This window comes from Leptolyngbya sp. CCNP1308 (assembly GCF_034932455.1).
Lineage (GTDB): Bacteria > Cyanobacteriota > Cyanobacteriia > Phormidesmidales > Phormidesmidaceae > Nodosilinea.
Genome location: NZ_JAYGIH010000008.1, coordinates 71,210 through 95,809, shown reverse-complemented (window position 1 = coordinate 95,809; position 24,600 = coordinate 71,210). Strand labels below are relative to the sequence as shown.

At 58.8% G+C, this 24,600-nt stretch carries 28 protein-coding genes; 20 read left to right on the top strand and 8 right to left on the bottom strand.

What is annotated here, in order from left to right:
• Positions 1–155: transposase (locus tag VB780_RS05990; RefSeq protein WP_323350234.1), on the top strand; the 155-nt coding region annotated here is incomplete at its 5' end.
• Positions 156–164: 9 nt separating this feature from the next.
• Here the strand turns inward: VB780_RS05990 and VB780_RS05985 are convergent.
• The 8 genes from VB780_RS05985 to cysE all read right to left on the bottom strand — a co-directional run bounded on the left by VB780_RS05985 (position 165) and on the right by cysE (position 6,442).
• A complete protein-coding gene (locus VB780_RS05985) occupies positions 165–1,760 on the bottom strand; it encodes a helix-turn-helix domain-containing protein (RefSeq protein ID WP_323350231.1) in 1,596 nt (531 codons plus the stop codon).
• A gap of 427 nt (positions 1,761–2,187) precedes the next feature.
• Entirely contained in the window at positions 2,188–2,493 is a 306-nt protein-coding gene (locus VB780_RS05980; protein WP_323350233.1) for a (2Fe-2S) ferredoxin domain-containing protein, read from the bottom strand.
• A gap of 3 nt (positions 2,494–2,496) precedes the next feature.
• Positions 2,497–2,793, bottom strand: coding sequence for a hypothetical protein (locus tag VB780_RS05975; protein ID WP_323350230.1), 297 nt, complete (start codon positions 2,791–2,793; stop codon positions 2,497–2,499).
• Between the two features lie 143 nt (positions 2,794–2,936).
• Positions 2,937–3,140 (bottom strand): putative nitrogen fixation protein NifT, encoded by a 204-nt coding sequence (gene nifT / locus VB780_RS05970; RefSeq protein ID WP_323350229.1) that lies wholly within the window; start codon positions 3,138–3,140, stop codon positions 2,937–2,939.
• 139 nt (positions 3,141–3,279) lie between these two features.
• Positions 3,280–4,398 carry a homocitrate synthase gene (gene nifV / locus VB780_RS05965; protein ID WP_323350228.1) on the bottom strand — a complete coding sequence of 373 codons (1,119 nt, stop codon included), beginning with the start codon at positions 4,396–4,398 and terminating at the stop codon, positions 3,280–3,282.
• Positions 4,399–4,720: 322 nt separating this feature from the next.
• Positions 4,721–5,278 carry a Dps family protein gene (locus VB780_RS05960; RefSeq protein ID WP_323350227.1) on the bottom strand — a complete coding sequence of 186 codons (558 nt, stop codon included), beginning with the start codon at positions 5,276–5,278 and terminating at the stop codon, positions 4,721–4,723.
• 121 nt (positions 5,279–5,399) lie between these two features.
• The gene (locus VB780_RS05955) at positions 5,400–5,666 is read right to left on the bottom strand and encodes an Asr1405/Asl0597 family protein (RefSeq protein ID WP_323350226.1); all 267 of its coding nucleotides are present in this window, start codon (positions 5,664–5,666) and stop codon (positions 5,400–5,402) included.
• A complete protein-coding gene (gene cysE, locus VB780_RS05950) occupies positions 5,663–6,442 on the bottom strand; it encodes a serine O-acetyltransferase (RefSeq protein WP_323350225.1) in 780 nt (259 codons plus the stop codon). Before cysE ends, VB780_RS05955 begins: the two co-directional genes overlap by 4 nt.
• A 1,333-nt stretch (positions 6,443–7,775) precedes the next feature.
• Here cysE and nifB point away from each other — a divergent pair.
• The 19 genes from nifB to VB780_RS05855 all read left to right on the top strand — a co-directional run bounded on the left by nifB (position 7,776) and on the right by VB780_RS05855 (position 24,507).
• Positions 7,776–9,272: a nitrogenase cofactor biosynthesis protein NifB gene (gene nifB, locus VB780_RS05945; protein WP_323350224.1), complete on the top strand. Its 1,497-nt coding sequence runs from the start codon at positions 7,776–7,778 to the stop codon at positions 9,270–9,272.
• A 99-nt stretch (positions 9,273–9,371) separates the two neighbouring features.
• Positions 9,372–9,749 carry a 4Fe-4S dicluster domain-containing protein gene (locus tag VB780_RS05940; protein WP_323350223.1) on the top strand — a complete coding sequence of 126 codons (378 nt, stop codon included), beginning with the start codon at positions 9,372–9,374 and terminating at the stop codon, positions 9,747–9,749.
• A 119-nt stretch (positions 9,750–9,868) separates the two neighbouring features.
• The gene (gene nifS, locus VB780_RS05935; RefSeq protein WP_323350222.1) at positions 9,869–11,062 is read left to right on the top strand and encodes a cysteine desulfurase NifS; all 1,194 of its coding nucleotides are present in this window, start codon (positions 9,869–9,871) and stop codon (positions 11,060–11,062) included.
• A gap of 108 nt (positions 11,063–11,170) precedes the next feature.
• Positions 11,171–12,097: a Fe-S cluster assembly protein NifU gene (gene nifU, locus VB780_RS05930; RefSeq protein WP_323350221.1), complete on the top strand. Its 927-nt coding sequence runs from the start codon at positions 11,171–11,173 to the stop codon at positions 12,095–12,097.
• Between the two features lie 245 nt (positions 12,098–12,342).
• Positions 12,343–13,218 (top strand): nitrogenase iron protein, encoded by an 876-nt coding sequence (nifH, locus tag VB780_RS05925; RefSeq protein ID WP_317036507.1) that lies wholly within the window; start codon positions 12,343–12,345, stop codon positions 13,216–13,218.
• A 157-nt stretch (positions 13,219–13,375) separates the two neighbouring features.
• Positions 13,376–14,824 carry a nitrogenase molybdenum-iron protein alpha chain gene (nifD, locus tag VB780_RS05920; RefSeq protein ID WP_323350220.1) on the top strand — a complete coding sequence of 483 codons (1,449 nt, stop codon included), beginning with the start codon at positions 13,376–13,378 and terminating at the stop codon, positions 14,822–14,824.
• 105 nt (positions 14,825–14,929) lie between these two features.
• The gene (gene nifK, locus VB780_RS05915) at positions 14,930–16,507 is read left to right on the top strand and encodes a nitrogenase molybdenum-iron protein subunit beta (protein WP_323350219.1); all 1,578 of its coding nucleotides are present in this window, start codon (positions 14,930–14,932) and stop codon (positions 16,505–16,507) included.
• A gap of 61 nt (positions 16,508–16,568) precedes the next feature.
• Positions 16,569–16,871, top strand: coding sequence for a nitrogen fixation protein NifZ (locus tag VB780_RS05910; protein ID WP_323350218.1), 303 nt, complete (start codon positions 16,569–16,571; stop codon positions 16,869–16,871).
• Between the two features lie 136 nt (positions 16,872–17,007).
• The gene (locus tag VB780_RS05905) at positions 17,008–17,316 is read left to right on the top strand and encodes a Mo-dependent nitrogenase C-terminal domain-containing protein (protein WP_323350217.1); all 309 of its coding nucleotides are present in this window, start codon (positions 17,008–17,010) and stop codon (positions 17,314–17,316) included.
• A 118-nt stretch (positions 17,317–17,434) separates the two neighbouring features.
• Positions 17,435–20,215 carry a bifunctional nitrogenase iron-molybdenum cofactor biosynthesis protein NifEN gene (locus VB780_RS05900; protein WP_323350216.1) on the top strand — a complete coding sequence of 927 codons (2,781 nt, stop codon included), beginning with the start codon at positions 17,435–17,437 and terminating at the stop codon, positions 20,213–20,215.
• Positions 20,216–20,311: 96 nt separating this feature from the next.
• Positions 20,312–20,737: a nitrogen fixation protein NifX gene (nifX, locus tag VB780_RS05895; RefSeq protein WP_323350215.1), complete on the top strand. Its 426-nt coding sequence runs from the start codon at positions 20,312–20,314 to the stop codon at positions 20,735–20,737.
• Complete coding sequence (locus VB780_RS05890; RefSeq protein WP_323350214.1) at positions 20,734–21,213, top strand: NifX-associated nitrogen fixation protein; 480 nt, start codon at positions 20,734–20,736, stop codon at positions 21,211–21,213. Before nifX ends, VB780_RS05890 begins: the two co-directional genes overlap by 4 nt.
• An 80-nt stretch (positions 21,214–21,293) precedes the next feature.
• Positions 21,294–21,515: a CCE_0567 family metalloprotein gene (locus VB780_RS05885; protein ID WP_323350213.1), complete on the top strand. Its 222-nt coding sequence runs from the start codon at positions 21,294–21,296 to the stop codon at positions 21,513–21,515.
• Positions 21,512–21,817: a nitrogenase-stabilizing/protective protein NifW gene (nifW, locus tag VB780_RS05880; RefSeq protein ID WP_323350212.1), complete on the top strand. Its 306-nt coding sequence runs from the start codon at positions 21,512–21,514 to the stop codon at positions 21,815–21,817. The genes VB780_RS05885 and nifW overlap by 4 nt, the downstream gene beginning before the upstream one ends.
• A gap of 47 nt (positions 21,818–21,864) precedes the next feature.
• The gene (locus tag VB780_RS05875; protein WP_323350211.1) at positions 21,865–22,662 is read left to right on the top strand and encodes a HesA/MoeB/ThiF family protein; all 798 of its coding nucleotides are present in this window, start codon (positions 21,865–21,867) and stop codon (positions 22,660–22,662) included.
• A 132-nt stretch (positions 22,663–22,794) separates the two neighbouring features.
• The gene (locus tag VB780_RS05870; protein ID WP_323350210.1) at positions 22,795–23,163 is read left to right on the top strand and encodes an iron-sulfur cluster assembly accessory protein; all 369 of its coding nucleotides are present in this window, start codon (positions 22,795–22,797) and stop codon (positions 23,161–23,163) included.
• A gap of 101 nt (positions 23,164–23,264) precedes the next feature.
• The gene (locus tag VB780_RS05865; protein WP_323350209.1) at positions 23,265–23,564 is read left to right on the top strand and encodes a 2Fe-2S iron-sulfur cluster-binding protein; all 300 of its coding nucleotides are present in this window, start codon (positions 23,265–23,267) and stop codon (positions 23,562–23,564) included.
• Positions 23,565–23,643: 79 nt separating this feature from the next.
• Positions 23,644–23,907 carry a ferrous iron transport protein A gene (locus tag VB780_RS05860; RefSeq protein WP_323350208.1) on the top strand — a complete coding sequence of 88 codons (264 nt, stop codon included), beginning with the start codon at positions 23,644–23,646 and terminating at the stop codon, positions 23,905–23,907.
• Between the two features lie 72 nt (positions 23,908–23,979).
• Positions 23,980–24,507 (top strand): flavodoxin, encoded by a 528-nt coding sequence (locus VB780_RS05855; protein ID WP_323350207.1) that lies wholly within the window; start codon positions 23,980–23,982, stop codon positions 24,505–24,507.
• The last annotated feature ends 93 nt before the right edge of the window (positions 24,508–24,600 follow it).

Here is a 24,600-nt window from a genome sequence, read left to right as displayed (position 1 = left end):
ACTATGACCGGGAGTTGTACAAAGCACGGCATCTCATTGAAAATTTCTTTGCCAAGCTCAAGCAGTATCGAGCCATTGCCACTCGCTACGACAAGCTAGCCGAAACGTTTCTCAGCGCGATTTACATCGCGGCTTCCATGATCTGGCTTATTTGATGACACGCCCTAGCCCAGGCCCAGAACATCTTGCAGCAGGGTGCGATCGCTGGCGCTAATGTTAAACCGCCCGTTCTCCACATCGCGAATCCAGCTTTGGCTTTTGCCGAGGCGCTGGGCCAGGGCGCGCTGGCTGAGGTTGAGCTGCTGGCGTGCCGCTTTAATGGTGTCACTGGAGAGGGTATTGGCAGTGGGCTGGGTCGTCGATTTGGCCGAGCGGCGGCGCTGGGGGCGGGGTTTGCGCACGCTCTGCTGCCAGTCTTCGGGCAGCTCAAACCCCAGCAGGCGGGCGTTGAGCAGGCGCTGCCACTTGTCGCGGGGGGCGCGATCGGTGAGGCTGCGATCGCGGTTGGCATCGTCGGTCCAAAAGGCGAGGGCAGCATCGGCATCGTCAGGAATTTCGGCCACCCTGGCCCACAGCGGTTGAATGTCGGGGCCGTAGGTCTCTGGGTCAAACTGAGGCTGGAGCCCGTAGCGATGAATAGCCTCTAAATCGTTCTCAAAGATCTTGAGCAGGCGCTTGTGGGCACCGCGCACAGTGGTAGCCTCGGTGAGGCGAGCGTCGCCGTAGGCCAGGCGCAATAGAGTACGCACGGTCATGCGGTGATCGCTGCCCAGGCGCAGCTTAAACACCAGCCACAGCAGCAGCCGCATGGCCCCTTCGTGCTGCTGCCAGCTGCCCATTACCTCCATTAATAAAGACTGGGGCAGAGTGCCGTACTGGTAAAAAGCGGTTTGCTTGCGGTAGTCTTGCCGGTTGAGAAAATGCTGCGCCCAGAGGCCCGGCTGGACTGTAAAACTAAGCCCAATCAGGTGGCGACCCCCCCCGGCGTCTGCCTCAAAATAGTACTGGGTGTCGAGCAGATGCCAAACCGGATGCTCGGTCAGGCAAAACCCTTGCACCTTGCCCTGGCGAGGCCAGTCGAGGGAAACCAGAATCTGGCAGGCTTGATGGATCAGCTCTTTAATCAGGGTGAGCTTTTCGAGTTTGGTCAGATCTTTGCGGCGGTTGAGGCCCAGGTACTGCTCAATCTGCTGGTCGTTGAGCACAAAGGGCTCTTCCCAGGGGCGATCGTGATTGGTGGCGCAGGCGGCAAAAATCAGGTGTAGACAGGCGGCGCGCAGATCAAACTGGGCCAGGGCGGCGGTGCCCAGCTCATAGGTCATTGGCAGCAGGTGGGTGGCCTCGGGGTTAGTGGCCAGCCGAAACCGCATGGTGCCCTGCCCTCGGTGAATGGAGCGCTCGTAGCAGAGCCGCTGCTCACCATCCATCCGCCAGGGGAGCGACTGGCGCTGGGCCAAAATATTGCAGGCTTCCCACACCACCATAGATGAGGCGAAGGGGGTGGTCTTGCCGTTTAGAAAAATAGTAGGGATGGCGGCGGGCAGCAGGGTGCTTTTGTTGCGCCCTTTTTTGGGCTGGAGGGGTGCCAGGGAACCAACCGGGCAGGCATTGGCGCAGGGGGGTGTCTCAATGTCGTCACAGCGATCGCACAGGGTAGGGTCAATCCAGAAGGCATCTTCGCCGGGCTTAATCGCGCCAGTGGGGCAAAGATCGCGGCAGTCACCGCAGGTAATGCAACCCTCTTTGACGGTGTAGACCATTGCGACCCCCCCTTTTGAGTAATTTACCCTACTACGGATAACAACCCAAACCCCCAGATTTCATGGCCCTGGATACAGTTTAATTATTTCTTTTTTATTGCTCAAAATAGGTTCAGACTGGACTTCCTAGAAAAAATTTATGTTGTTGGAATAACGCTTTTTACGCCTTTATTGTTGTGGAATGATGACCATATTGCGAATTGGATTATTGTGCAACAAAAGTTCATCTTTGTCTTTGCAGGCCCTAGGCAAGGTCGTACAACGACGCCACCCCTAGAGGACGGTCTGCCGCTCCCAGAGGGTGCGATCGGACGGGGAAACACCCTTGGAGTGTTCTAACTCAATACGTATTCGGAATCTCGCCGCGATCGGCCCATCGGGCTGAGTTCGCAGCCTTAGAAAGGATGTCTTGGTAGTTGGAACATGCTCAGACCGTTCCCGGGCTTGGTCTAGGGGCGGCCAGGTGGCGATCTAAAATGGCCGGCAGGCGGGAGGGCTGCACCCGGCTGTAGCGGTGATGACCGGGAGAAACGGTAAAGGTGGGCGCGTCAGAGCAGTGTTTTTGGCAGCCGGTGTACTGAATTTCGACCTGGGTTTGCAGGTTGCGATCGCGCAGTGCCTGCTCTAGGGCCACCAGCAGCTGCTGACCGCCCCGTTTCTGGCAACCCGATTTGCGGCACACCTGAATCTTGAGTGTAGGGGCCGGGGTGGACGGGTGAGTGGGTTGGGGAATGGATTAGGTGTCGGGAAGTTGGCAGAACGTGGGTCGGGGAGGCAGGAGGGTAAACACCTGATGGGCCTTGAGTTTAATGGTGTCACCATCCAACTCGCTGCGGCCAATGCAGCGCAGGTAGTCGCCGGGTTGCAGGCGCGATCGCAGCACCCGCCGCACTTCTTTGCGCAGCTTAATGGCTAGCACCTCGCCCTCGACCTCCAGGCGAATGGTTTTGGCCTTGATCGGGTCGGCTTCGACGAAGTTTAAAAAGGTGCCATCCAGGTTAAACATCCAGGGGGGAAGGGTGGTTTCGGCCATGACAAAGCTCCTTGGGTGGGTACGTGGATAAGTAAACGGGGCGATAGGTGGGGATGTGTCGATGTGCAGATGGGGGGTGAGTAGCTGTAGCTGTAGAGTGGGCACTGCCCACCAAAACTCAGGCACTGACAACCGACCCTGGGCTAATTCAACCTTCTGGCATCGACGGTTTGGGGCGTTTTAATCGGGTCGCTGAGGCCAGCAATCGAGAGTTCCCACCCGTTTGACAAAGTAAAGATCTGGGCGTTGTCGCTCGCCGTTTGAGACACCACTTCTTCTTCAAGGTCTTTTTTGGCCACGTAAACCAGGAGCTTACCGGCGTCATTAGTGCGGAGCATTACTTTCATTGGGGTTTCGGGGGGGAGTGGGAGGGTGGACGAGTGGGGAGTGGATGAGTGGGGAGTGGATGAGTGGGAGCGTGGGAGCGTGGGTGGTAGAACGAATGAAATCGCATCCACCCATTTACCCATCTACCCTCCTACCCGCCTACCTTTGCGAAGCGACAACGCTGAGTAACTCATCGACGGTGAGGCTGCGTTTTAGGCAGACGGCGCGATCGCGGACGCTGGCCAATACCGACTGGCTGCGATCGGCATCTAGATGAATGCCCTGCTCGGAGAGCACTCGGTTGATCAGGTGGCGACCGGAGTGTTTGCCCACCACCAGGCTGCGCTGGCGACCGACTTCGCTGGGGTCAAAGGGTTCGTAGGTGCTGGGGTTGTGCAGCACGCCGTGGGCATGGATGCCCGACTCGTGGGCAAAGGTGTTGTCGCCTACGATCGCCTTCCAGGGAGGGACAGCGCAGTTGACGGTTTTGGCCACAAAGCGCGACAGCTCCAGCAAATGCTGGGTTTTGAGGCCGGTTTTGAGGCCATAGAGGTGTTTCAGCGCCATGACCACTTCTTCGAGGGCGGCGTTGCCAGCCCGTTCGCCCAGGCCGTTGACGGTGGTGTTGACGGAGGTGGCTCCGGCCCGCACCCCGGCTAGAGCATTGGCCGTGGCCAGGCCCAGGTCGTTGTGGGTGTGCATTTCCACCGGAATTTTCAGCGTGTTGACTAGCTTTTGCACTTTGTCGTAGGTGGTGAAGGGGTCGAGAATGCCCACGGTGTCGCAAAAGCGAAACCGAAAGGCTCCCCACTCCTGGGCGTACTGGGCAGTATCGATCAAAAAGCTGTCGTCGGCGCGAGAGCTGTCTTCACCGCCCACACTGACCTCCAGCCCGTGGTCGCGGGCAAAGGAAATGGCGTCGCGCAGGTGCTCTAGCATGGCCAGCCAGCGCCCCTGAAACTTCACCTGAATCTGGATCTCAGAGACTGGAATTGAAATGTGCACCCGTTTCAGGCCGCAGTGAATTGAGGCCTGAATGTCTGAGAGGACGGCTCGGTTCCACCCCAGTAGGTGGGCGTTGAGGCCCAGGTCTGCGATCGCGCGAATCGCCCTGGCCTCGTCTTGCCCCATGGCGGGAATGCCTACCTCTAGCTCCTGGACGCCAATGGCATCGAGGAACTTGGCAATGGCAACCTTTTCCTCAAGGCCAAAGGCAACGCCAGCGGCCTGTTCGCCGTCGCGGAGGGTGGTGTCGTTGATGGAGATGGCGGTGGGCATGGTGGCGACCGGGTGGGAGGACAGGAGAGCGAATCCAGACAGACCTCAAGGCTTAGGCAGGCTGATGTGGGGGTGGGGCTGAGTCAGCTCCCCATGGGGTATAACCACGAGCAATTGCAGAAATCCCTTGAACATCAGAGCAATGCTGAACAGGAAGGCGGTGGTGGAAAGCGCGACTATCACAATGGAAACCTGTGAAGGGTGAGGGGTAACGGAACGCGAACAGTCACGAGTAGCGGGTAGGTTGGGTGGAACAAAGTGGAGCCCGACATTGGGGTTTGTTGGGTTGCGCTGGCGCTTCACCCAACCTACGGGGCCGGCCCTAGTTCCCGGCGAAGGCCAGGGTCAGGCTGTCGTGGGTGAGGAAGTGATCGACATGGAAGGCGCGATCTTCGGTTTTGAGCAGAATTTCGTCGTAGAGGTAGCGGGTGGCGCGATCGCCCAAACTTTCGGCCTGAGCCGAGAGGCGGCGCAGCAGGGCAATTACGGCTTGCTCGGCCGCCAGATCGTTTTCGAGCATTTGGCGACAGGTGTAGGCGCCATCGGGCTCGGGGGTAAAGCAGCACAGGTCGGCCAGGGTGGCAAAGCTGCCAGCGGGAATGCCGCCGAGACCGTTCAGCCGTTCTGCCAGATCGTGGGCGCTGCCCTGGGCGGCCCCATAGCTGTCTTGAAAGAACTCGTGCACCGAGTAAAATTCAGCGCCTTCGACCACAAAGTGCTGCTTTTGGTACTGAAAATAGAGGGCCTGAAAGCTGGCGTAGGCCAGGTTTAGCCCTTCGCAAATGGGGGCGGTGACATCGAGCTCAAAGCCGACGGGGTTGGGGCCAACCTCGCCAAAGGCGCGGACTAGGGTTGCGGTCGTAGCTGGGGTCGTGGACATGGGATGACTCCGGTAGGGGTGGATGGGTGGATGAGTAAGGGGTGGGGGAATTTTGGATTGGCGATTTTGGATTTTGGAGCAGCGGCCTTGATGCAAAATCCAACATCTAAAATCCGAAATTCTAGGAATTTGCCGCGCATACCTCCTGGCTTTGCCAACAGCGCTCTAGCCAGTCGATGCCTTCCTGGCGGGAGGTGGAAAATTGGCGCACGGCGCTGCGGACTAGCAGCAGCGCCAGGGCGTGGTTGACCTCGACGCGCAGGGTGCCGTCGGCGGGGCAGGCACAGGGGATGTTGAGCTCTTGGAGACGGCGGTGGATCGACCAGCGATCGCACCGCCGGACTGACACCGTCTGCCCCCAACTGGGCAGGGTAGGGGACTGATTCATGGCACTAGCTCCAGTAGGGGTGAGTGGGTAGGGGAGGACTGTTTGAGCTCGCTGAGTTGAGCTTCGAGGGCTTCGATGCGGTCGAGCAGCGATCGCAGGGTAGCGGCTTCGATGCGGTCGAGCAGCGATCGCAGGGTAGCGGCTTCGGTGTCGGGCAGCTGGCTGTGCTCTAGGGGCGCGGTTTGGGTATTGCAGCGGCACACGTTGCGGCTGGGAATGCCCACGGCGGTACAGTGGGCGGGCACCGGGCGCAGCACCACAGACCCGGCCCCAATGCGGGCGTAGTCGCCAATGGCAATGCGGCCTAAGACCTTGGCCCCGGCCCCAATCACCACGTGGTGACCGACCATAGGGTGGCGCTGGCCGGTTTCTTTGCCGGTGCCGCCCAGGGTGACCCCTTGGTAGATCAGGCAGTAGTCCCCAACAATCGCGGTTTCACCAATTACCACGCCCATGCCGTGGTCTATAAAGACACCCCGGCCAAGGTTTGCGCCGGGGTGAATGTCAATGCCAGTAAAGAAGCGGCTGAGATGGGAAATGAACCGGGGCAGAACAGGGATGCCGCGATCGCGCAACCCGTAGGCCAGTCGATGGGCCGCCAGCGCGTGCAGACCGGGATAACAGCACAGCACCTCCAGCCAGTGGGTTGCCGCCGGGTCGCGCTCAAAGATGATGGCAAAGTCGTCCAGGAGGGCATCTAGCAGGGGCAGACGCTGCCGCAGGGCGGCGACATCAATAGAAAACCTGGTAGAAAAGCGCGACAGAGGGAGAAACATGGCTCGGAGGGGCGTTTGTTTCTCTGCTTATAGCAATGGCCAAAATGCGGTCTGCCACGGCTCGCCCTATCCAAACTTACTAAAACTATTAGCCCTGTACTCAACCGCTCAACCCTTAGAGAGCGCAGCCTTCGAAGTTTGTGTAGGGCTAGGGGACGAGTATTTTTGAGCTTGGGAATGAGTGTTTTTACGGCCAGGGCTAAGTATTGTGCACTCAAGGCTAACGCCTTGCCATATCAGACGTTGACTCGGTTTTTAAGACTGGGGAGTATGTTGGGAGTTTGCACTCAAAGTACGGGTTTCCCAGAGTTTAATTCATGGTTTTACAATGTAAACTGTAGCAGATTTGGCAAAACCTTCTCTATTTAATTCAGTAATCCTTAACAACTTGCAGATTGGGGTATAGGAGTGGGTTGGGTGGAGGGATGCGATCGCCCCTCAAAACGCACCCAACCTTATGCGCTTTACGGCTGCAACCGAACGACGGGGATGGTTCCAATGCTTGCCCTACGACCAGCGTTTGATAGACCCTGCTGACGCTAAGCGAAGGACTTTTACATTGCTTAACCTTAAAACTGTTAAGCCTGATACCGTTCTCTATTAAATAGAGAAAGAATGGATACAAATGCAAAATTTGCTTTTTTAAAAGCACCCCCTATTCTGTATCGAGCTTTGCAAAAGCAGCCGGTTTGAGTACTCAAAAAAAGTCTCTACATTCAGGGTTAATTTAGGCTATATCCCCTGACCGTAAAGCCTTGGAGCTGAGTACAGAAATACCGGCGTGAACAAAAAAAAAGCCAGGGCAGGGTGGGTAAAATACTCGCCCCCTTAACTTCAAAAAAAGATTGAACTCCGCCGTTTCAAGGGGTTCAGCCTTTGAGTGCAGTGTTAATCATTCAATAAATCCTATCGGGACGGTGGCCCCAGGGTGGGCGATGGGCGTTGCTATAACTCTCTCAACGCCGAGCACCCCAGCGTTACTCGAACTCTGAACCGAGAGTACCCAACGGATAGCAACGTCAACCCCGGCTTGGTTAAAGCCATTTACCTCGACGTTTGCCCTGTTTACCCCTTGTACAGACATCGAGTGCTAAAGCGATTTCACCGAACACCACCCACCCGAGGAAATCGCAGAGCTGAGACAACAAGGTGCACTGGCCGATGGGTTCCACTCCCCTAATTTGGGAGCCACCCATCGGCCAGCGGCAGAAAGCCAAGGTTCTATGTTTTCAGCCTAATTGGTGGGAGGGCAGTGCCCACCCTACCCTCCCACCCATCCACCCGCTACCCGCCTACCCACCCACTCATTGCCCACCCCTACCTCCCCAAACCCATGACGCCACCGCCCTCTACTGCCCTGACCTCCGCGCCCACCGCGACGCCCGATCTGGACATTACCCTGACCAAAACCAAAACTCTGGTCAAACCGGCGGTGGGCAGCGGCGGTTGCGCCACCACCACCGGGTGTAGCACCACCACCGATGCCGACGCCCTCAGCGATAGCATGAGAGCCCGCATCGAAAAGCATCCCTGCTATAGCGAAGAGGCCCACCACCACTACGCCCGCATGCACGTGGCCGTGGCCCCCGCCTGCAATATTCAGTGTAATTACTGCAACCGTAAGTACGACTGCGCCAACGAGAGCCGCCCTGGGGTGGTCAGCGAACTGCTTACCCCCGAAGAAGCGGCCCACAAGGTTCTGGTCGTCGCAGGCAAAATTCCCCAGATGACGGTGCTGGGCATTGCTGGCCCCGGCGACCCCCTGGCCAACCCCGAAAAAACCTTCCGCACCTTTGAGCTGATTGCCGAGCAGGCCCCGGATATCAAACTCTGCCTGTCTACCAACGGTCTGATGCTGCCCGACTACGTCGATCGCATCAAGGCCCTCAACGTCGACCACGTCACCATCACTATCAATATGGTCGACCCGGCGATCGGCGAGAAAATTTATCCCTGGGTGCACTACCGCCGCAAGCGCTATCGCGGTATTGAAGGCGTCCGCATTCTCCACGAGCGCCAGATGGAGGGGCTACAAGCCCTCAAAGAGGCGGACATTCTCTGCAAAGTCAACTCGGTGCTTATTCCCGGCATCAACGACGAGCACATGCCCGAGGTCAATGCCGCCATTCGGGAGCGGGGCGCATTTCTGCACAACATTATGCCGCTGATTTCGGCCCCCGAGCACGGCACCTACTTTGGTCTCAACGGCCAGCGCGGCCCTAAGCCTAAGGAGTTGAAGCAGGTACAGGACAACTGCGCTGGCAACCTCAAGCTGATGCGCCACTGCCGCCAGTGCCGCGCCGACGCCGTGGGCCTGCTGGGCGAAGACCGCAGCCAAGAGTTCACCAAAGAAAAGTTCATGGAAATGCCCGTGGACTACAGCCTAGAAACTCGCCAGGCTGTCCACATTGGCATTGCGCAGGCCAAGGCCGCCGTCGACGCCAAGAAGCAATCCGCCGCCCGCATCCCCGGTGCCCTATCGGAGGATTCGCCTAAGGTGCTGGTTGCGGTGGCCACCAAGGGCGGCGGTATCGTCAACCAACACTTCGGCCACGCCAAAGAATTCATGATCTACGAAGTGGATGCCGCCGAGGCCAAGTTCATTAGCCACCGCAAAGTCGCCGACTACTGCAAGGGCGGCTACGGCGAAGAGGCCATGCTCAACGGCATCATCGACACCATCTCTGACTGCAAAGCTGTGCTGGCCGCCAAGGTTGGCCCTTGCCCCAGCAAGCAGTTGCAGGAAGCGGGCCTGGTGGTGGTCGAAGCCTACGACGTGATTGAGACCGTGGCCCGGCAGTTTTACGACGAGCACGTGTTGAAGCGTTAGATTCCGGCCCTAGTCCCTCTCCCAGGGAGGAGAGGGGAACTGGACCTTTCACCACCCCGCTACCCATCCACTCCCCACTCCTCACTCCCGGAGGCTTCCATGCCCTACTCCATTACCCAAAGCTGTATCGGTTGCCAGCGCTGCCTCTCAGCCTGCCCGACCCAAGCCATTCAAACCAACGGTGTGGCGTTCTGGATTGAGATCGATCGCTGCAACCAGTGCAAAGGCTCCCACGGGGTGCCCCAATGCTGGGCCACCTGTCCGACTAATGCGGGCTGCGTGCCGCTAGCCAACGGGGCTACAGCAGTGCCGCTTTCCTCGCTCTCGGAGGCCTCGGGGGACTACTGGGAATCGTGGTTTGCCACCTACACCCGCATGGTAGCGCGGCTCCAAAGCGTCGAAGATTCGAGCTACTGGCACACCTGGTTTGACGGCTATTCCCAGGCTGTGAGCCGATTACAGGCGACGACGGTGTAATGGTGCCTTGCTTCGCGTTGGCGGAGCCTAGCCTAGGCGTTATGCACCCTACGTCTCACCACCCCATCACCCGCCGACCCATCCACCCATCCACCCGCCCACCCATCCCCCCAAAAGCCATGGTCACTTATCTCGACAACAACGCCACCACCCGCACTGACCCCGCTGTTCTGGAGGCCATGCTGCCCTACCTGAGCGAGCTGTACGGCAACCCCTCGTCGATGCACAGCTTTGGTGGTCAGGTGGGAGGGGCGATCGAGACCGCTCGCGAGCAGGTGGCGACCTTGCTGGGGGCCGAACCGACGGAGATTATCTTCAATAGCTGCGGTAGTGAGGGCAACAATACCGCCATCCATGCCGCCCTGGCGTCTCAGCCGGAGAAGCGCCACATTGTCACCACCGCCGTCGAGCACCCGGCCATTCTTGCAGTATGCAAGCACCTGGAGAAGCGGGGTTACAAGGTAACTTACCTGTCCGTCGATAATCGCGGCGAGCTGGATCTGCTGGAGCTGGAGGCGGCGATGACCGGCGGCACGGCCCTGGTGACGACCATGTACGCCAACAACGAAACCGGGGTGATTTTTCCGGTGGAGCAGATTGGGGCGATCGCCAAAGAATACGGTGCCATCTTCCACGTCGATGCAGTGCAAGCCGTGGGCAAAGTGCCGATCGATTTGGCTACCAGCACCATCGACCTGCTCACCCTCTCTGGCCACAAGCTGCATGCGCCTAAGGGCATCGGTGCCCTCTATGTCCGCAAGGGCTTCCGCTTCCGGCCCTTTTTATTGGGGGGCCACCAGGAGCGAGGTCGCCGGGCCGGTACCCACAATGTGCCTGCGATCGTGGCCCTGGGCAAAGCGGCAGAACTGGCCCAGCTCAATCTGGCCCACACCCAGCGCGAGGCCGAGCTGCGGGACATGCTGGAGTACGGCATTCTCGCCACCATCCCCGACACGGTAGTCAACGGCGGCGGTGCCCCCCGCCTGCCCAACACCACCAACATAGGCTTTAAGTACATCGAAGGCGAGGCGATTTTGTTCATGCTCAACCGCGAGGGCATCTGCGCTTCCTCCGGTTCCGCCTGCACCTCCGGCAGCCTCGACCCCTCCCACGTACTCACCGCCATGGGCCTGCCCTACACCATTCTCCACGGCTCAATTCGCTTTAGCCTGTCGGGCTACACCACCGAAGCCGAAATCCGCCAGGTACTCACCGTTATGCCCGATATCGTCGAACGCCTCCGCGCCCTGTCGCCCTTTAACACCGACCAGGCGGAGTGGCTGCAAGGACGAGATTTAGCTGCCGCGACTTAGAACATTTCTTGTGGGATAGGCATTCTGCCTGTCCTCCCTGGACAGCCGAGACGGCTATCCCACAAGAAATCCTCCCCCCTCATCCACCCCTCACCCCCGGAAACCGCCATGTGGGACTACTCCGAAAAGGTACTCGAACTCTTCTACAACCCGATTAACCAGGGTGCGATCGATGACCCGGCCGAGCCCGATGTGGCAGTGGTCTACGGCGAAGTGGGCAGCATTGCCTGCGGCGACGCCCTGCGCCTGCACCTAAAGATTCAGCAATCCACCGACAGCATTCTGGATGCCCGGTTTCAGACCTTTGGCTGCACGAGTGCGATCGCATCCTCTTCTGCCCTGACCGAAATCATCAAGGGCCGCACCCTCGATGAGGCGCTGCACATCACCAACCAGGACATTGCCGACTTCTTGGGCGGCCTGCCGGAGGCCAAAATGCACTGCTCGGTGATGGGCCAGGAAGCTCTCGAAGCGGCGATCTACAAGTATCGCGGCATCGAAGTGGAGCACCACGAGGACGACGAAGGTACCCTGGTCTGCGCCTGCTACGGCATCACCGAGAAGAAGATTAAGCGGGCGATCGCCGAAAACGACCTTTCCACCGTGGAGCAAGTCACCAACTACGTCAAAGCCGGAGGCGGCTGCGGCTCTTGCCTAGCCAACATCGAAGACCTGATCGTAGACGCCCAACAGTCTGCCGAAACCGTTAAGGTCGCCGCCGCACTGGCCGTCGCCAAGGAACAGAGCACCCAACCCATCCACCCACCCACCCATCCACCCGCCCACTCCCCCACCCCCCTCACCAACCTAGAAAAAATCATGCGTATCCAGCAGGTGATCGAGGAGGAGGTGCGCCCCATTTTGATTGCCGACGGCGGCGATGCGAGTTTGCACGACGTACAGGGCGATCGTGTGCTGGTCAAGCTCTACGGAGCCTGCGGCTCCTGCGCCAGCAGTACAGAAACCTTGAAGTATGCGATCGAGGCCAAGCTGCAACGGCTAGTGCTGCCAACCCTCACCGTGGAAGCGATTTAGGCATCCAAATTTCTTAAATGGTGCATTGCTGCGCTAATGCACCCTACGGTTCCTACCTTCCACCTCCTAACCCCTCACCCATCCACCCATCCACCCATTCACCCCCTACCCATCCACCCATGCACCCCTCCCTCCCCCACGCCGGACGCGACCCCCCGGCCTTCCCCCCAGGCCCTCGCCTGATCCGAGACAACGAGCGTTTCATTCCACCCAGATCACCCTTCCAAACTTAGGAGACCTTTCCCATGAGACAGATTGCATTTTACGGAAAAGGCGGTATCGGCAAATCCACCACCTCGCAGAACACCCTGGCCGCCATGGCCGAAAAAGGCCAGCGGATCATGATCGTCGGCTGTGACCCCAAGGCCGACTCCACTCGTCTGATGCTGCACAGCAAAGCCCAAACCTCTGTGCTGCAACTGGCCGCCGAACTCGGTGCCGTTGAAGATGTCGAACTTGAGCAAGTGCTGCAAGTCGGCTATCGCGGCGTTAAGTGCGTTGAGTCGGGCGGCCCAGAACCCGGCGTCGGCTGTGCTGGTCGAGGCATTATCACCGCCATCAACTTCCTTGAAGAAGAAGGCGCTTACGAAGATCTCGATTTCGTCTCCTACGACGTACTGGGCGACGTAGTTTGCGGCGGTTTTGCTATGCCCATTCGGGAAGGCAAAGCCCAGGAAATCTACATCGTTGTTTCCGGCGAAATGATGGCCATGTATGCAGCCAACAACATCGCCCGAGGCGTTCTTAAGTATGCCCAATCCGGCGGCGTGCGCCTGGGCGGCCTAATCTGCAACAGCCGCAATACCGACAAAGAAGTTGAGCTAATCGAAGAGCTGGCCCGCCGCCTCAACACCCAAATGATTCACTTTGTCCCCCGTGACAACATTGTGCAGCACGCCGAACTGCGCCGCATGACGGTAAATGAGTACGCCCCCGACAGCAAGCAAGCCGGGGAATACAACCAACTGGCCGACAAGATCATCAACAACAAAAAACTCACCATCCCCACGCCCATCTCCATGGATGAGCTGGAGGAGCTGTTGATCGAATTCGGCATTCTCGATGGCGACGAAGAGTACCAGAAGGCGCTGGAGGCCGACAAGGCCCTGGCGACGGTTTAGGTTCCGTTGCATCAGATCCCAGGGTTCTTGGCCAATAGCCAGATTTACCGGTTCACCCCAGCAGAACCCTGGGATCTCTCCCTACCCGCTACCCATCCACCCATTCACCCACTACCCATCCTCCCGCTACCCATCCACCCCTACCCGAGAGGGCACCATGACTACCGTAGAAGACAGAAAGGCACTGATTGATGAGGTGCTAGAGGCCTACCCCGACAAAGCCAAAAAACTGCGGGCCAAGCACATCAGCGTCCAGGAAGCCGAAAAGGCCGACTGCGGCGTGAAGTCTAACAAAAAGTCCGTCCCCGGTGTAATGACCACCCGTGGTTGTGCCTACGCAGGCGCTAAAGGGGTGGTCTGGGGACCCGTCAAAGACATGATCCACATCAGCCACGGCCCGGTGGGCTGCGGCTACTACTCCTGGTCAGGCCGCCGCAACTACTACGTCGGCACCACCGGGGTCGATAGCTTCGGCACCATGCAGTTCACCTCCGACTTCCAGGAGCGCGACATTGTCTTTGGCGGTGACAAAAAGCTAGCCAAACTGATCGACGAACTGGAAGACCTCTTTCCCCTCAGCCAGGGCACCACGATTGAATCGGAATGCCCGGTGGGCCTAATTGGTGACGACATTGAAGCCGTTGCCCGTGCCAAGGCCAAGGAGACCGGCAAGCCCGTTATTCCCGTACGCTGCGAAGGGTTCCGGGGCGTGTCCCAATCCCTCGGTCACCACATTGCTAACGACACCGTGCGCGACTGGGTGCTGCCCAAGGCCGACGACTACCGCAAACTGCCCGAGGGCTTTGAGCCCGGCCCCTACGACGTCAACATCATCGGCGACTACAACATCGGTGGCGACGCCTGGCCCAGCCGCCTGCTGCTGGAGGAGATCGGCCTGCGGGTGATCAGCCAGTTCTCTGGCGATGGCACCTTCAACGAAGTGGTGATGACGCCCTTGGCTAAGCTCAACTTGATCCACTGCTACCGGTCGATGAACTACATCTGCCGGTTCATGGAAGAGAAGTACGGCATTGGCTGGCTGGAGTACAACTTCTTTGGCCCCACCCAGATCGCCAAGTCGCTGCGCAAGATTGCCGCTCAGTTTGACGAAACCATTCAGGCCAAGGCGGAAGAGGTGATTGCCAAGTACCAGCCCCGCATGGATGCGATCGCAGCCAAGTATCGTGCCCGCCTAGAAGGCAAGAAAGTGATGATGATGGTCGGCGGCCTGCGCCCCCGCCACGTGGTACCCGCCTTTACCGACCTGGGCATGGAGGTGATTGGCACCGGCTACGAGTTTGGCCACGGCGATGACTACAAACGCACCGCCGAGTACGTCAACGAAGGCACCGTTATCTACGACGACATCAGCGGCTACGAGTTTGAGGAATTTGCCAAAGAACTTAAGCCCGATCTAATCGCCGCTGGCATCAAAGAGAAGTACGTCTTCCAGAAGATGGCTCTGCCCTTCCGCCAGATGCACTCCTGGGATTACTCCGGGCCTTACCACGGCTACGACGGCTTTGAAGTCTTCGCCCGCGACATGGATTTGGCCATTAACAATCCCACCTGGGGGCTGATCAACCCACCCTGGCAAGAGGCGTAGGGGCGTACCGCCGTACGCCTTGAAGATCGTCGGGGCGCACTGCTGTGCGCCCCGACCAAACCCCCTCCCCCCATCCACCCTTTCCCCTCCCCCAAGGAGAGCACCATGACTGACAATCTTGACAACACCATTCCCACGCCCTCCTGCGGGGGCGAAGACCTGGGCCCGGTTAAAGACCACTTTGAGCTATTCCACACCGATACTTACCAAGACCTGTTTGAGTACAAGCGCCAGTTTGAGGGCGCCCACAGCCGCGACCTGGTGGCCGAAACCGCTGAATGGACTAAGGGCTGGGAATACCGAGAAAAGAACTTTGCCCGCGAAGCCCTGACCGTTAACCCGGCGAAAGCCTGCCAGCCCCTGGGGTCACTGTTTGTCGCCTCTGGCTTTGAAGATACCCTGCCCTACAGCCACGGCTCCCAGGGCTGTGTGGCCTACTTCCGCAGCCACCTGACCCGTAACTATAAAGAGCCCTTCCAGGCGGTGTCGTCGTCGATGACGGAGGATGCGGCGGTGTTTGGCGGCCTCAGCAACCTGAAGTCGGGTCTGGAAAACTCCTACACCCTCTACAAGCCCAAGATGATCGCCCTCTGCACCACCTGCATGGCCGAGGTGATTGGGGATGACATTGGCGCGTACATCACTACCGCCAAGAATGAAGGGCACATTCCCGAAGACCTGCCGGTGCCTGCGGCTCACACCCCTAGCTTTGTGGGTTCGCACATCACTGGCTACGACAACATGCTGAAGAGCATTCTCACGACCCTGACCAAAAATCAGAAGGCTGAGACGACCAACGGCAAGTTCAACTTCAACCTGGGGTTTGACCCCTACATTGGCAATATTCGCGAACTGAAGCGGATTTTGGGTCTGTTTGGCGTCGACTACACGGTTTTGTCAGACAACTCGGACACCTTTGACTCTCCCAACACGGGCGAATTTAAGATGTACAACGGCCTCACCACCCTGGCTGAAACCGCTGACAGCATCAACGCCGAGGGCACGGTGTTCTTCCAGAAATACACCACGCCCAAGACCCAGGAGTACATCGCCAAGGATTGGGGTCAAAAGACCTACAACTTCCGGCCCTTTGGCATTAAGGGCACCGATGAGTTCTTGATGACCCTGTCGGCCATTACCGGCAAGCCGATTCCGCTAGAACTCCAGCAGGAACGGGGCCGGGCGGTGGATGCCCTGACCGACTCCCAGGCCTGGATTCACGGCAAGAAGGTGGCCCTCTACGGCGACCCCGACCACGCGCTGAGCCTGATCCAGTTCTTGCTGGAGATGGGGGCGGAGCCCACCCATATTGTGGTTACCAACAGCAACGATGAATTTGAGGCCGAAGCCCGCGAACTGCTGACCAACAGCCCCTACGGCCAGGGCGGCACGGTGTGGGGCGGGAAGGATCTGTGGCATCTGCGATCGCTGATGTTTACCGAGCCCGTCGATCTGCTAATTGGCAACAGCTACGGCAAGTACCTGTGGCGCGACACCGGCACCCCCCTGGTGCGGATTGGCTACCCGATCTTCGATCGCCACCACATGCACCGCTACGCCACCTTTGGCTACCAGGGCGCGATCAACCAGTTCAACTGGATTATCAACACCATTCTGGAAGAACTCGATCGCAAGACCATCGTGCCCGCGAAGACGGATATCTCCTTCGACCTGATTCGCTAGGTTCCTTGTGGGGGCGAACTGCGGTTCGCCCCTACCCCCGCCCCTTCATTCCCCAGATCCCATGCGCCTTTCTGAAGAAATCGAAATCGACTCCCCACCTGTGTTTGAGATGGGCGATCGCGTCCGCGTTCTGAAGTTGATTCGCAACGATGGCACCTTTCCCGGCCAGGAGGTGGGGGCTCACCTGGCCAAGAAGGGCGACATCGGCTACATCGTCGGCCTCGGCACCTACCTGCAACGGGCCTACATTTACTCAGTGCATTTTTTAGAGAGCAACTACGTGGTCGGCTGCCTTAGCCGCGAACTCGAACTCACCGAAGACCGCCCACCCCTGATTCCCCAGGACGACGACGACACCTGGTAACTCTTGGCCCTCACCCCCAACCCCGTAGGGTGGGCACTGCCCACCATCCCCCTCGGCCCTCACCCCCAACCCCTCGCCCTGGGGAGCCGGAACCCGAATCAGCCACGTTCTCGCCCTCACCCACCGAGCACTCACCATGGCTACCTTCATCCACGACCATCCCCTCGCCCCGCCCCAACCGCCTGGTATTGGCCTGCTCACTCCCCTGCGCCGCTGGATTAACGGGATTGAGGTCACCAACCGCCGCTTCGCCCACCTGATCTGCCGCCTAATTCCCTGCTGCTGCCCCTTTGAGCGCGATCTATCCCTCCTGGGCCGCACCATTCACATTCCAGCCCTGTGCAAACTCAACCCGGTGTACGACGAGCTGGTGGGGTTGCGGTTTCGGGCGCTGTCCTACCTGGCCGATCGCTGCGGCGAAGACGTGACCCCGTACTTGTGTTGAGGCCATATACCTCCTAATGGTGCATTGCTTCGCGTTGGCGGAGCCTCGCCCCAGCGTTATGCACCCTACGCCCCTTCATCCACCCATCCACCCGCCCACCCTTCACCCCCACCCTGCCATGTCTTCTACCAAAGTCACCATGACAGACCTCCTGACCCAGCCGGGTTGCGAGCACAACCACAAGAAAAATGGCAAAGGTCACAACAAGGTGTGCCAGCAGCAGGCCAAGCCCGGTGCCGCCCAGGGGGGCTGCGCCTTTGATGGGGCCAGCATTGCCCTGGTGCCGATTACCGACGTGGCCCACCTGGTGCATGGGCCGATCGCCTGTGCGGGCAACTCCTGGGGTGGGCGGGGTAGTCTGTCGTCGGGCGACACGCTCTACAAAATGGGCTTCACCACCGACCTGAGCGAGAACGACATTATTTTTGGCGGTGAGAAGAAGCTCTATAAAGCCATTCAGGATGTGCAGGAGCGCTACAGCCCCGCCGCCGTGTTTGTCTATTCCACCTGTGTGACGGCGCTGATTGGCGACGACCTGGAGGCGGTGTGCAAGGCGGCAGGGGAGGCTCTGGGACTGCCCGTGGTGCCGGTGCAATCCCCCGGCTTTGTGGGCAGCAAGAACCTGGGCAACCGCCTGGCCGGGGAAGCCCTGCTGGAGCACGTGATCGGCACGGCAGAGCCCGAAACCACCACCCCCTATGACATCAACCTGATTGGCGAGTACAACATCGCCGGGGAACTGTGGGGCGTGCTGCCCCTGTTCGAGAAAGTCGGCATTCGGGTGCTGTCCAAGATCACTGGCGATGCCCGCTACCAGGAGGTAGCCTACGCCCACAGGGCCAAGCTCAACGTGATGATCTGCTCCAAGGCGTTGATCAACCTGGCTCACAAAATGCAGGAGCGCTACGGCATTCCTTATATAGAAGAGTCGTTCTATGGGGTGGCGGATATGAACCACTGCCTGCGGGCGATCGCCGCCAAGCTGGGCGACGAAGCCATGCAGGCCCGCGTAGAAGCCGTGATCGCTGAAGAAACCGAGAAGCTGAACCAGCAGCTCGCTCCCTACCGCGATCGCCTCCTGGGCAAGCGGGTCGTCCTCTACACCGGCGGCGTCAAATCCTGGTCGATCATCTCCGCCGCCCAGGATTTGGGCATCAAAGTAGTCGCCACCAGCAGCAAAAAGAGCACCGAGGAAGACAAAGCCCGGATCAAAACCCTGCTCGGCCAGGACGGCATCATGCTCGCAAAAGGCGGAGCCGCCGAACTGCTGAAGGTGATTGAGCAAACCAACGCCGACATGCTGATCGCGGGAGGCCGCAACCAGTACACCGCCCTCAAAGCCCGCATTCCCTTTCTGCACATCAACCAGGAACGCCACAACCCTTACTCCGGCTACGGCGGCCTGCTGGAGATGGCCAAGGAACTGGATGAGACGCTACACAGCCCGGTGTGGGCAGAGGTGCGACGGGAAGCGCCCTGGGGAAAAGTTTTGAATTCTGAATGTTTAGTTTTGAATTCCGAAACTCAAAACTCAAAACTCAAAACTCAAAATTCCTCCAACTCTCCCACCAAAATCATCGCCCGCCGTAAGGCCGTGGCCGTCAACCCGCTCAAGCAGAGCCAACCCCTGGGGGCGGCGCTAGCCTTCCTCGGCATTCAGGGGGCGATGCCGCTGTTCCACGGTTCCCAGGGCTGTACGGCTTTTGCCAAGGTGATGCTGGTCAACCACTTTCAGGAGGCGATTCCCCTGGCGACCACGGCGATGAGCGAGGTCAGCACTGTGCTGGGGGGCGACGACAATGTGCACAGCGGCCTGCTGACGGTGATTAAAAACTCACAACCAGAGCTGGTGGGGTTGTTTACCACGGGTCTGACGGAAACCCGAGGCGACGATATGCAGGGCATTCTGCGCGACTTCCATGCGGCGAATCCTGATGTCACCGTTCCCATCGTCTTTGCCTCCACCCCCGACTACAAGGGCAGCTTGGAGGATGGCTTTGCCGCAGCGGTGGAAAGCCTGGTGCAGACCATGCCGGAAGCGGGGGAGGTGAACCCTAAACAAATCACCCTGCTGGCCAGTGCCGCCTTTGGCCCCGGCGATGTGGCGGAGCTGAAGGAGATGGTGGAAGCGTTTGGGTTGAGTGCGATCGCACTGCCCGATCTCTCCACCTCCCTAGACGGCCACCTGGAGGATGCCGACTTTGCCACCACTGCGACGGGCGGTATCACCGTTGCCGAACTCAAGGCCGTGGGCCGCTCTGCCCTCACCCTGGCCCTGGGTGGCAGCATGGCCGGGGCGGCGAAAATTCTGACGGATCGCTTCAACACCCCCGCCGTTACCTTCACCCAGCTAACGGGCCTCGGTGCGGTAGACGAATTCCTCCACACCCTCTCCCAAATCAGCGGTCAGCCCGTACCCGCCAAGTACCTGCGCCAGCGTCGCCAGGTGCAGGATGCCATGCTCGACACCCACTTTTTCTTTGGCCGCAAAAAGGTGGCGATCGCCCTCGAACCCGATCTGCTGCACAACATCGCCTGGTGGCTCCACACCACCGGAGCCGAGATCCAGGCCGCCGTCACCGCTGCCCCCTCGCCCCTGCTGAAGGATTTGCCCATCGAGCAGGTCTACATCGGCGACTTTGAGGATCTCGAAGCGATGGCCGCCACCGCCGATCTGTGGATCACCAACTCCAAAGCCCGCCCGATCGCCCGCCGCCTCGGCATTCCCCTCTACCTGCACGGATTCCCCCTGCTAGAGCACCTGGGCAACGGCCACCGCTGCACCGTCGGCTATCGCGGCACGCTGGATCTGCTGTTTGCGATCGGCAACATCCTGCTCGAAGCCGACGAAGAGCGCACCCATGAACTGGTGCATCAGTGGCGGGAGGGGAGTGGTTAGCAAATTTTGAATTTTGCACTTTGAATTCAAAGTGCAAAATTCAAAATTCAAAGCGCCTGCCTTCTTATTTCACTTTCTTAAAAAAGGAGACTACCTATGAAAATAGCCTTCGCAACCAAAGACAACATTCATATCAACGCCCACTTCGGCTGGGCCAGCCAGATCGACGTTTACGACCTCACCCTCGACGGGTACACCTTTCTCGAAACCCTCACCTTTGGCGGTGAGCTAAAGGAAGACGGCAACGAAGACAAGCTGGAGCCCAAGCTCAAGGCCCTGGAGGGCTGCACCATCGTCTACGTGGCAGACATTGGCGGCAGTGCGGCGGCGCGGCTGATCAACCGCCGCATTACGCCAATGAAGTCCAATTCTGAAGCCGACGAAATTGAGGCGATGCTGATTCAGCTGATGCAGACCCTCCAGGGCAGCCCGCCGCCCTGGCTGCGCAAGGCCTTGCGCCAGGACCAGACCCCCAAATTTGAAGACGCCTACATCGAAACCGAAGAGGAAGTGACCGTATGACTACCGCACAAACCGCCGTTGCCCTCGACTCTGCCATTGTGGTCGATAGCTCGCCCTTTCTCAAAGCCATGGTGCAGCAGATTCGCGCCAACGACCCCTACGGCACCTATCGCCACTGGGCCGATGAGCTACTGCTCAAGCCCTACGTACTCAGCAAAGCCCAAAAGCGCCAAATTTCTGTAGAAGGCGAGGTAGACCCTATCACCCAGAGCCGAATTATGGCCTTTTACCGGGCGATCGCCTTCCGCATTGAGGCCGAAACCGGCCAACTCTCCCAGGTGGTGATTGACCTCAGCCACGAGGGCTTTGGCTGGGCGCTGATCTTCTCGGGGCGGCTGATTTTGGTCAGCAAAACCCTGCGCGATGCCCAGCGCTTTGGCTTCGATTCCCTCGAAAAGCTCAGCGCCGAAGGCGAAAAACTCGTTGCCAAAGGCATTGACCTGGCCCGCCGATACCCCACTGTCTGCGACCTGTAGTGCCAAACTGTCCCCTCGTGGGAGGGGACAACCACCTCTCCTCCTGACCCCCTGCACCGTAAACCCTAAACCGTTTCCCTATGCCCCAAACCACTGACCCAATCACCATCGACGCCCTCAAAACCCAGATCAAAAAGCTCAACAGCAAAGCCGGTCAGCTCAAGATGGATCTCCACGACATCGCCGAAGGCCTGCCCGCCGACCTGGATTCACTCCCCGATGCTGCGGCCCGCACCTACGAGATTTACTGCCAGTTACGTGACCTGAGACAACAGCTGCAAACCCTGGAGGCTGCCCGATGATCGCCCTAGAACAGTTCAACCAAATCACCGATGCCGAGGCTTACTTTGAGTTCTTTGGCCTCGACTACGACCCCCAGATTGTCAACGTCAACCGGCTGCACATTCTGCGCAAGTTCTCTCAGCTCATGGCCGACGAAGACCAGACCCAGAGCGAAGAGCACCTGCTTCAGTCTTACCGGCAGGCGCTGCAAGTCGCCTATAGCGTGTTTACCACCTCTAATTCCGTAGAGCAAAAGCTGTTCAAGGTCTTTCAAGACCGGCCCAAAAACATTGTCATGCTCTCTGAGATCGAGCTGGAATAACCCGTCTTGCAAGCACTCCTCCCAGTAAACCCCCAGGCTGAATTCTCATGCTGCCTATTCTGACTGCCACCGATCGCGATCGCTACCGTCGCCAAATGATGCTCCCAGGACTGGGAGAAATGGGGCAGCGGCAGCTTAAAGGCACCACGGCCCTGGTCACGGGCGTCGGTGGTTTGGGGGGCACCGCTGCCCTGTATTTGGCGGTAGCGGGGGTCGGCAAACTGATTTTGGTGCGGGGCGGTGACCTCCAGCGCGACGACCTCAACCGCCAGGTGCTGATGACCGACGACTGGGTCGGCCAGCCCAGGGTATTTAAGGCCCAGTCTACCCTGGCCGCCTTAAACCCTGACATCGAGATCGAGGCGGTATGCGACTACGTTACTGCCGAGAACGTCGATGCCCTGGTGCAGCAGGCCGACATTGCCCTCGACTGCGCCTTTGACTTCAAAGAGCGCGATTTGCTCAACGCCGCCTGCGTACGCTGGGGCAAGCCCATGGTCGAAGCCGCCATGAACGACATGGAGGCCTACCTAACCACGGTTATTCCGGGCGAAACGCCCTGCCTCACCTGCCTGTTTCCTGAAAAGCCCGAGTGGGATCGCTGGGGGTTTGGGGTGCTGGGGGCGGTGTCGGGCACGCTGGCCTGCCTGGCGGCCCTAGAAGCAATCAAGGTGATCACCGGGCTGGGCGACCCGCTGCTGGGGCAGTTGTTGACCATGGATTTGGCCCGAGCGGAGTTTGCCAAGCGGCACGCCTACCACGACCCCGACTGCCCGGTGTGCGGTGGGGTAAAGGCGGTGATCCGGGGCGATCGCGCCCTCCCTTTAGCCTTGGCGAGGAGGTAATCCATGTCCTTTTCCCGCGACCCGCCTTAAATCTGCATAGCCAGTGGTGGGCCGTGCCCACCCTACCGTTCCACTCCAAAATCCAAAATCCCCCTACCCATTCACCCATCCACCCCCTACCCACCCACCCCTATGACCATCACCATTACCGAACTCGCCGAACTGCGCCTGCGCACCTTTGTACGCGGCACCCCCGACTACACCCCCAGCCGGGGCGTGCGCCTGGCGGTTAAAGACGGCGGCTGCAACGGCTACGAGTACGACATTAAAATCGCCAATGCCCCTAAGCCCGACGATGAAGTTGTGGAGTCGGGCAGTCTCAAAGTTTTCATTGACCCCAAGAGTGCCCCCCTGCTCGACGGCATTGTGGTCGACTACATCGACAGCCTGCTAGAGAGCGGCTTTAAGTTCACCAACCCCAACGCCACCGACACCTGCGGCTGCGGCAAATCATTCCAAACGGCGGGCGGTTGTAGCCCCGCTGGAGTGCCCTGTAGTTAGAAATTTTGAGGGTTGAGTTCTGAGCTTTAGACATGATTTTGACTTAACGCTTAAAACTCAACCTTTAGCACTCCACACTCCACCTAAGAAAGAGTCTAGTTATGGCAACCTATCAGATTCACTTAATCAACAAAAAGCGCAACATCGACATCACCATTCCGGTGGATGACGACACCTATATTTTGGATGCCGCCGAGGAACATGATCTGGATATGCCCTCCTCCTGTCGGTCTGGCGCATGCTCTAGCTGTGTTGGCAAGCTAGTCGAAGGAGAGATTGATCAGTCGGATCAATCTTTTCTGGATGACGATCAGATCGACAAGGGTTTTGTGCTGTTATGCGTGGCCTACCCCCGCTCAGACTGCACCATTAAAACCCACATGGAAGCCTATTTGATCTGAGTTAATGTCCCCTTTCACAGCGTGCATCATCGCCTTGCGCGACGCACTAAAGATTAACGGTTTCCCTTGGAGTTGCGTTATGTTTAGTGGTTTTACGGTTTCAGGTGCGTCGTTGCAGGTGCTCAACGTGGGCGATCGCGGCACGATCGCCCGCTTCCCTCGGGCTGACCCATCCACCCTGTCTCATCTACAGGAACTGGGATTAGATCGGGGCACCGAAATCACGGTCACCCAGCGCTATCCCAACTTTAGAGTCAGCACAAAGGATGGCCATCTAACCTTACCCCCGTCGCTGGTGCAGGCCATTTACGTGCGCCTGATGAGCGAGGACACTTCGTTTTGATGACAGGTTAGTGACAGCTACAGCAGTTTTGAGGATTTGCGATCGCACCCCCTTTTTCTAGGAGCTAAACCCATGGCAGATATTGGACTTTTCTACGGCAGCACCTCCGGCGTGACCGAAGAAATTGCTGAAAAAATACAGGCGGCGATCGGGGAAGATCGCTGCGATTTGTACAGCATGGAGGCTGATTTTGACGACGTTGACGACCTTTTAAAGTACGACTACCTAATTTTGGGCTGCTCCACCTGGGGCGCGGGCGAACTGCAAAACGACTGGCGCGAACCGATGTTTGATATGGAGATGGACAAGCCCGACTTTTCGGGTAAGACCATTGCCCTGTTTGGCCCCGGCGACTGCGAAGGCCACAGCAAGCATTTTGTTGGGGCTCTAGGCCTGATGTACGACCAGTTCAAAGCCTTGGGAGCCACCCTGGTCGGAGCCGTTTCTGCGGACGACTACTCCTTTGAAAAATCCACCGCCCTGCGCGACGGCCAATTTGTCGGGTTGCCCCTGGATGAGGTGAATGAGAGCGAGAAAACCGACCAGCGAATCGCCAACTGGCTGGAGACTTTGAAGGCGGATTTTCCGGCGATCGCCTAACCCGCCCCTATCTCTCCCAGTAGGAGACAGCAGCCCCGCAGGGTGGGCCGTGCGCCCACCCTAACATTGGATTGGTCATTTCATCGATTCATC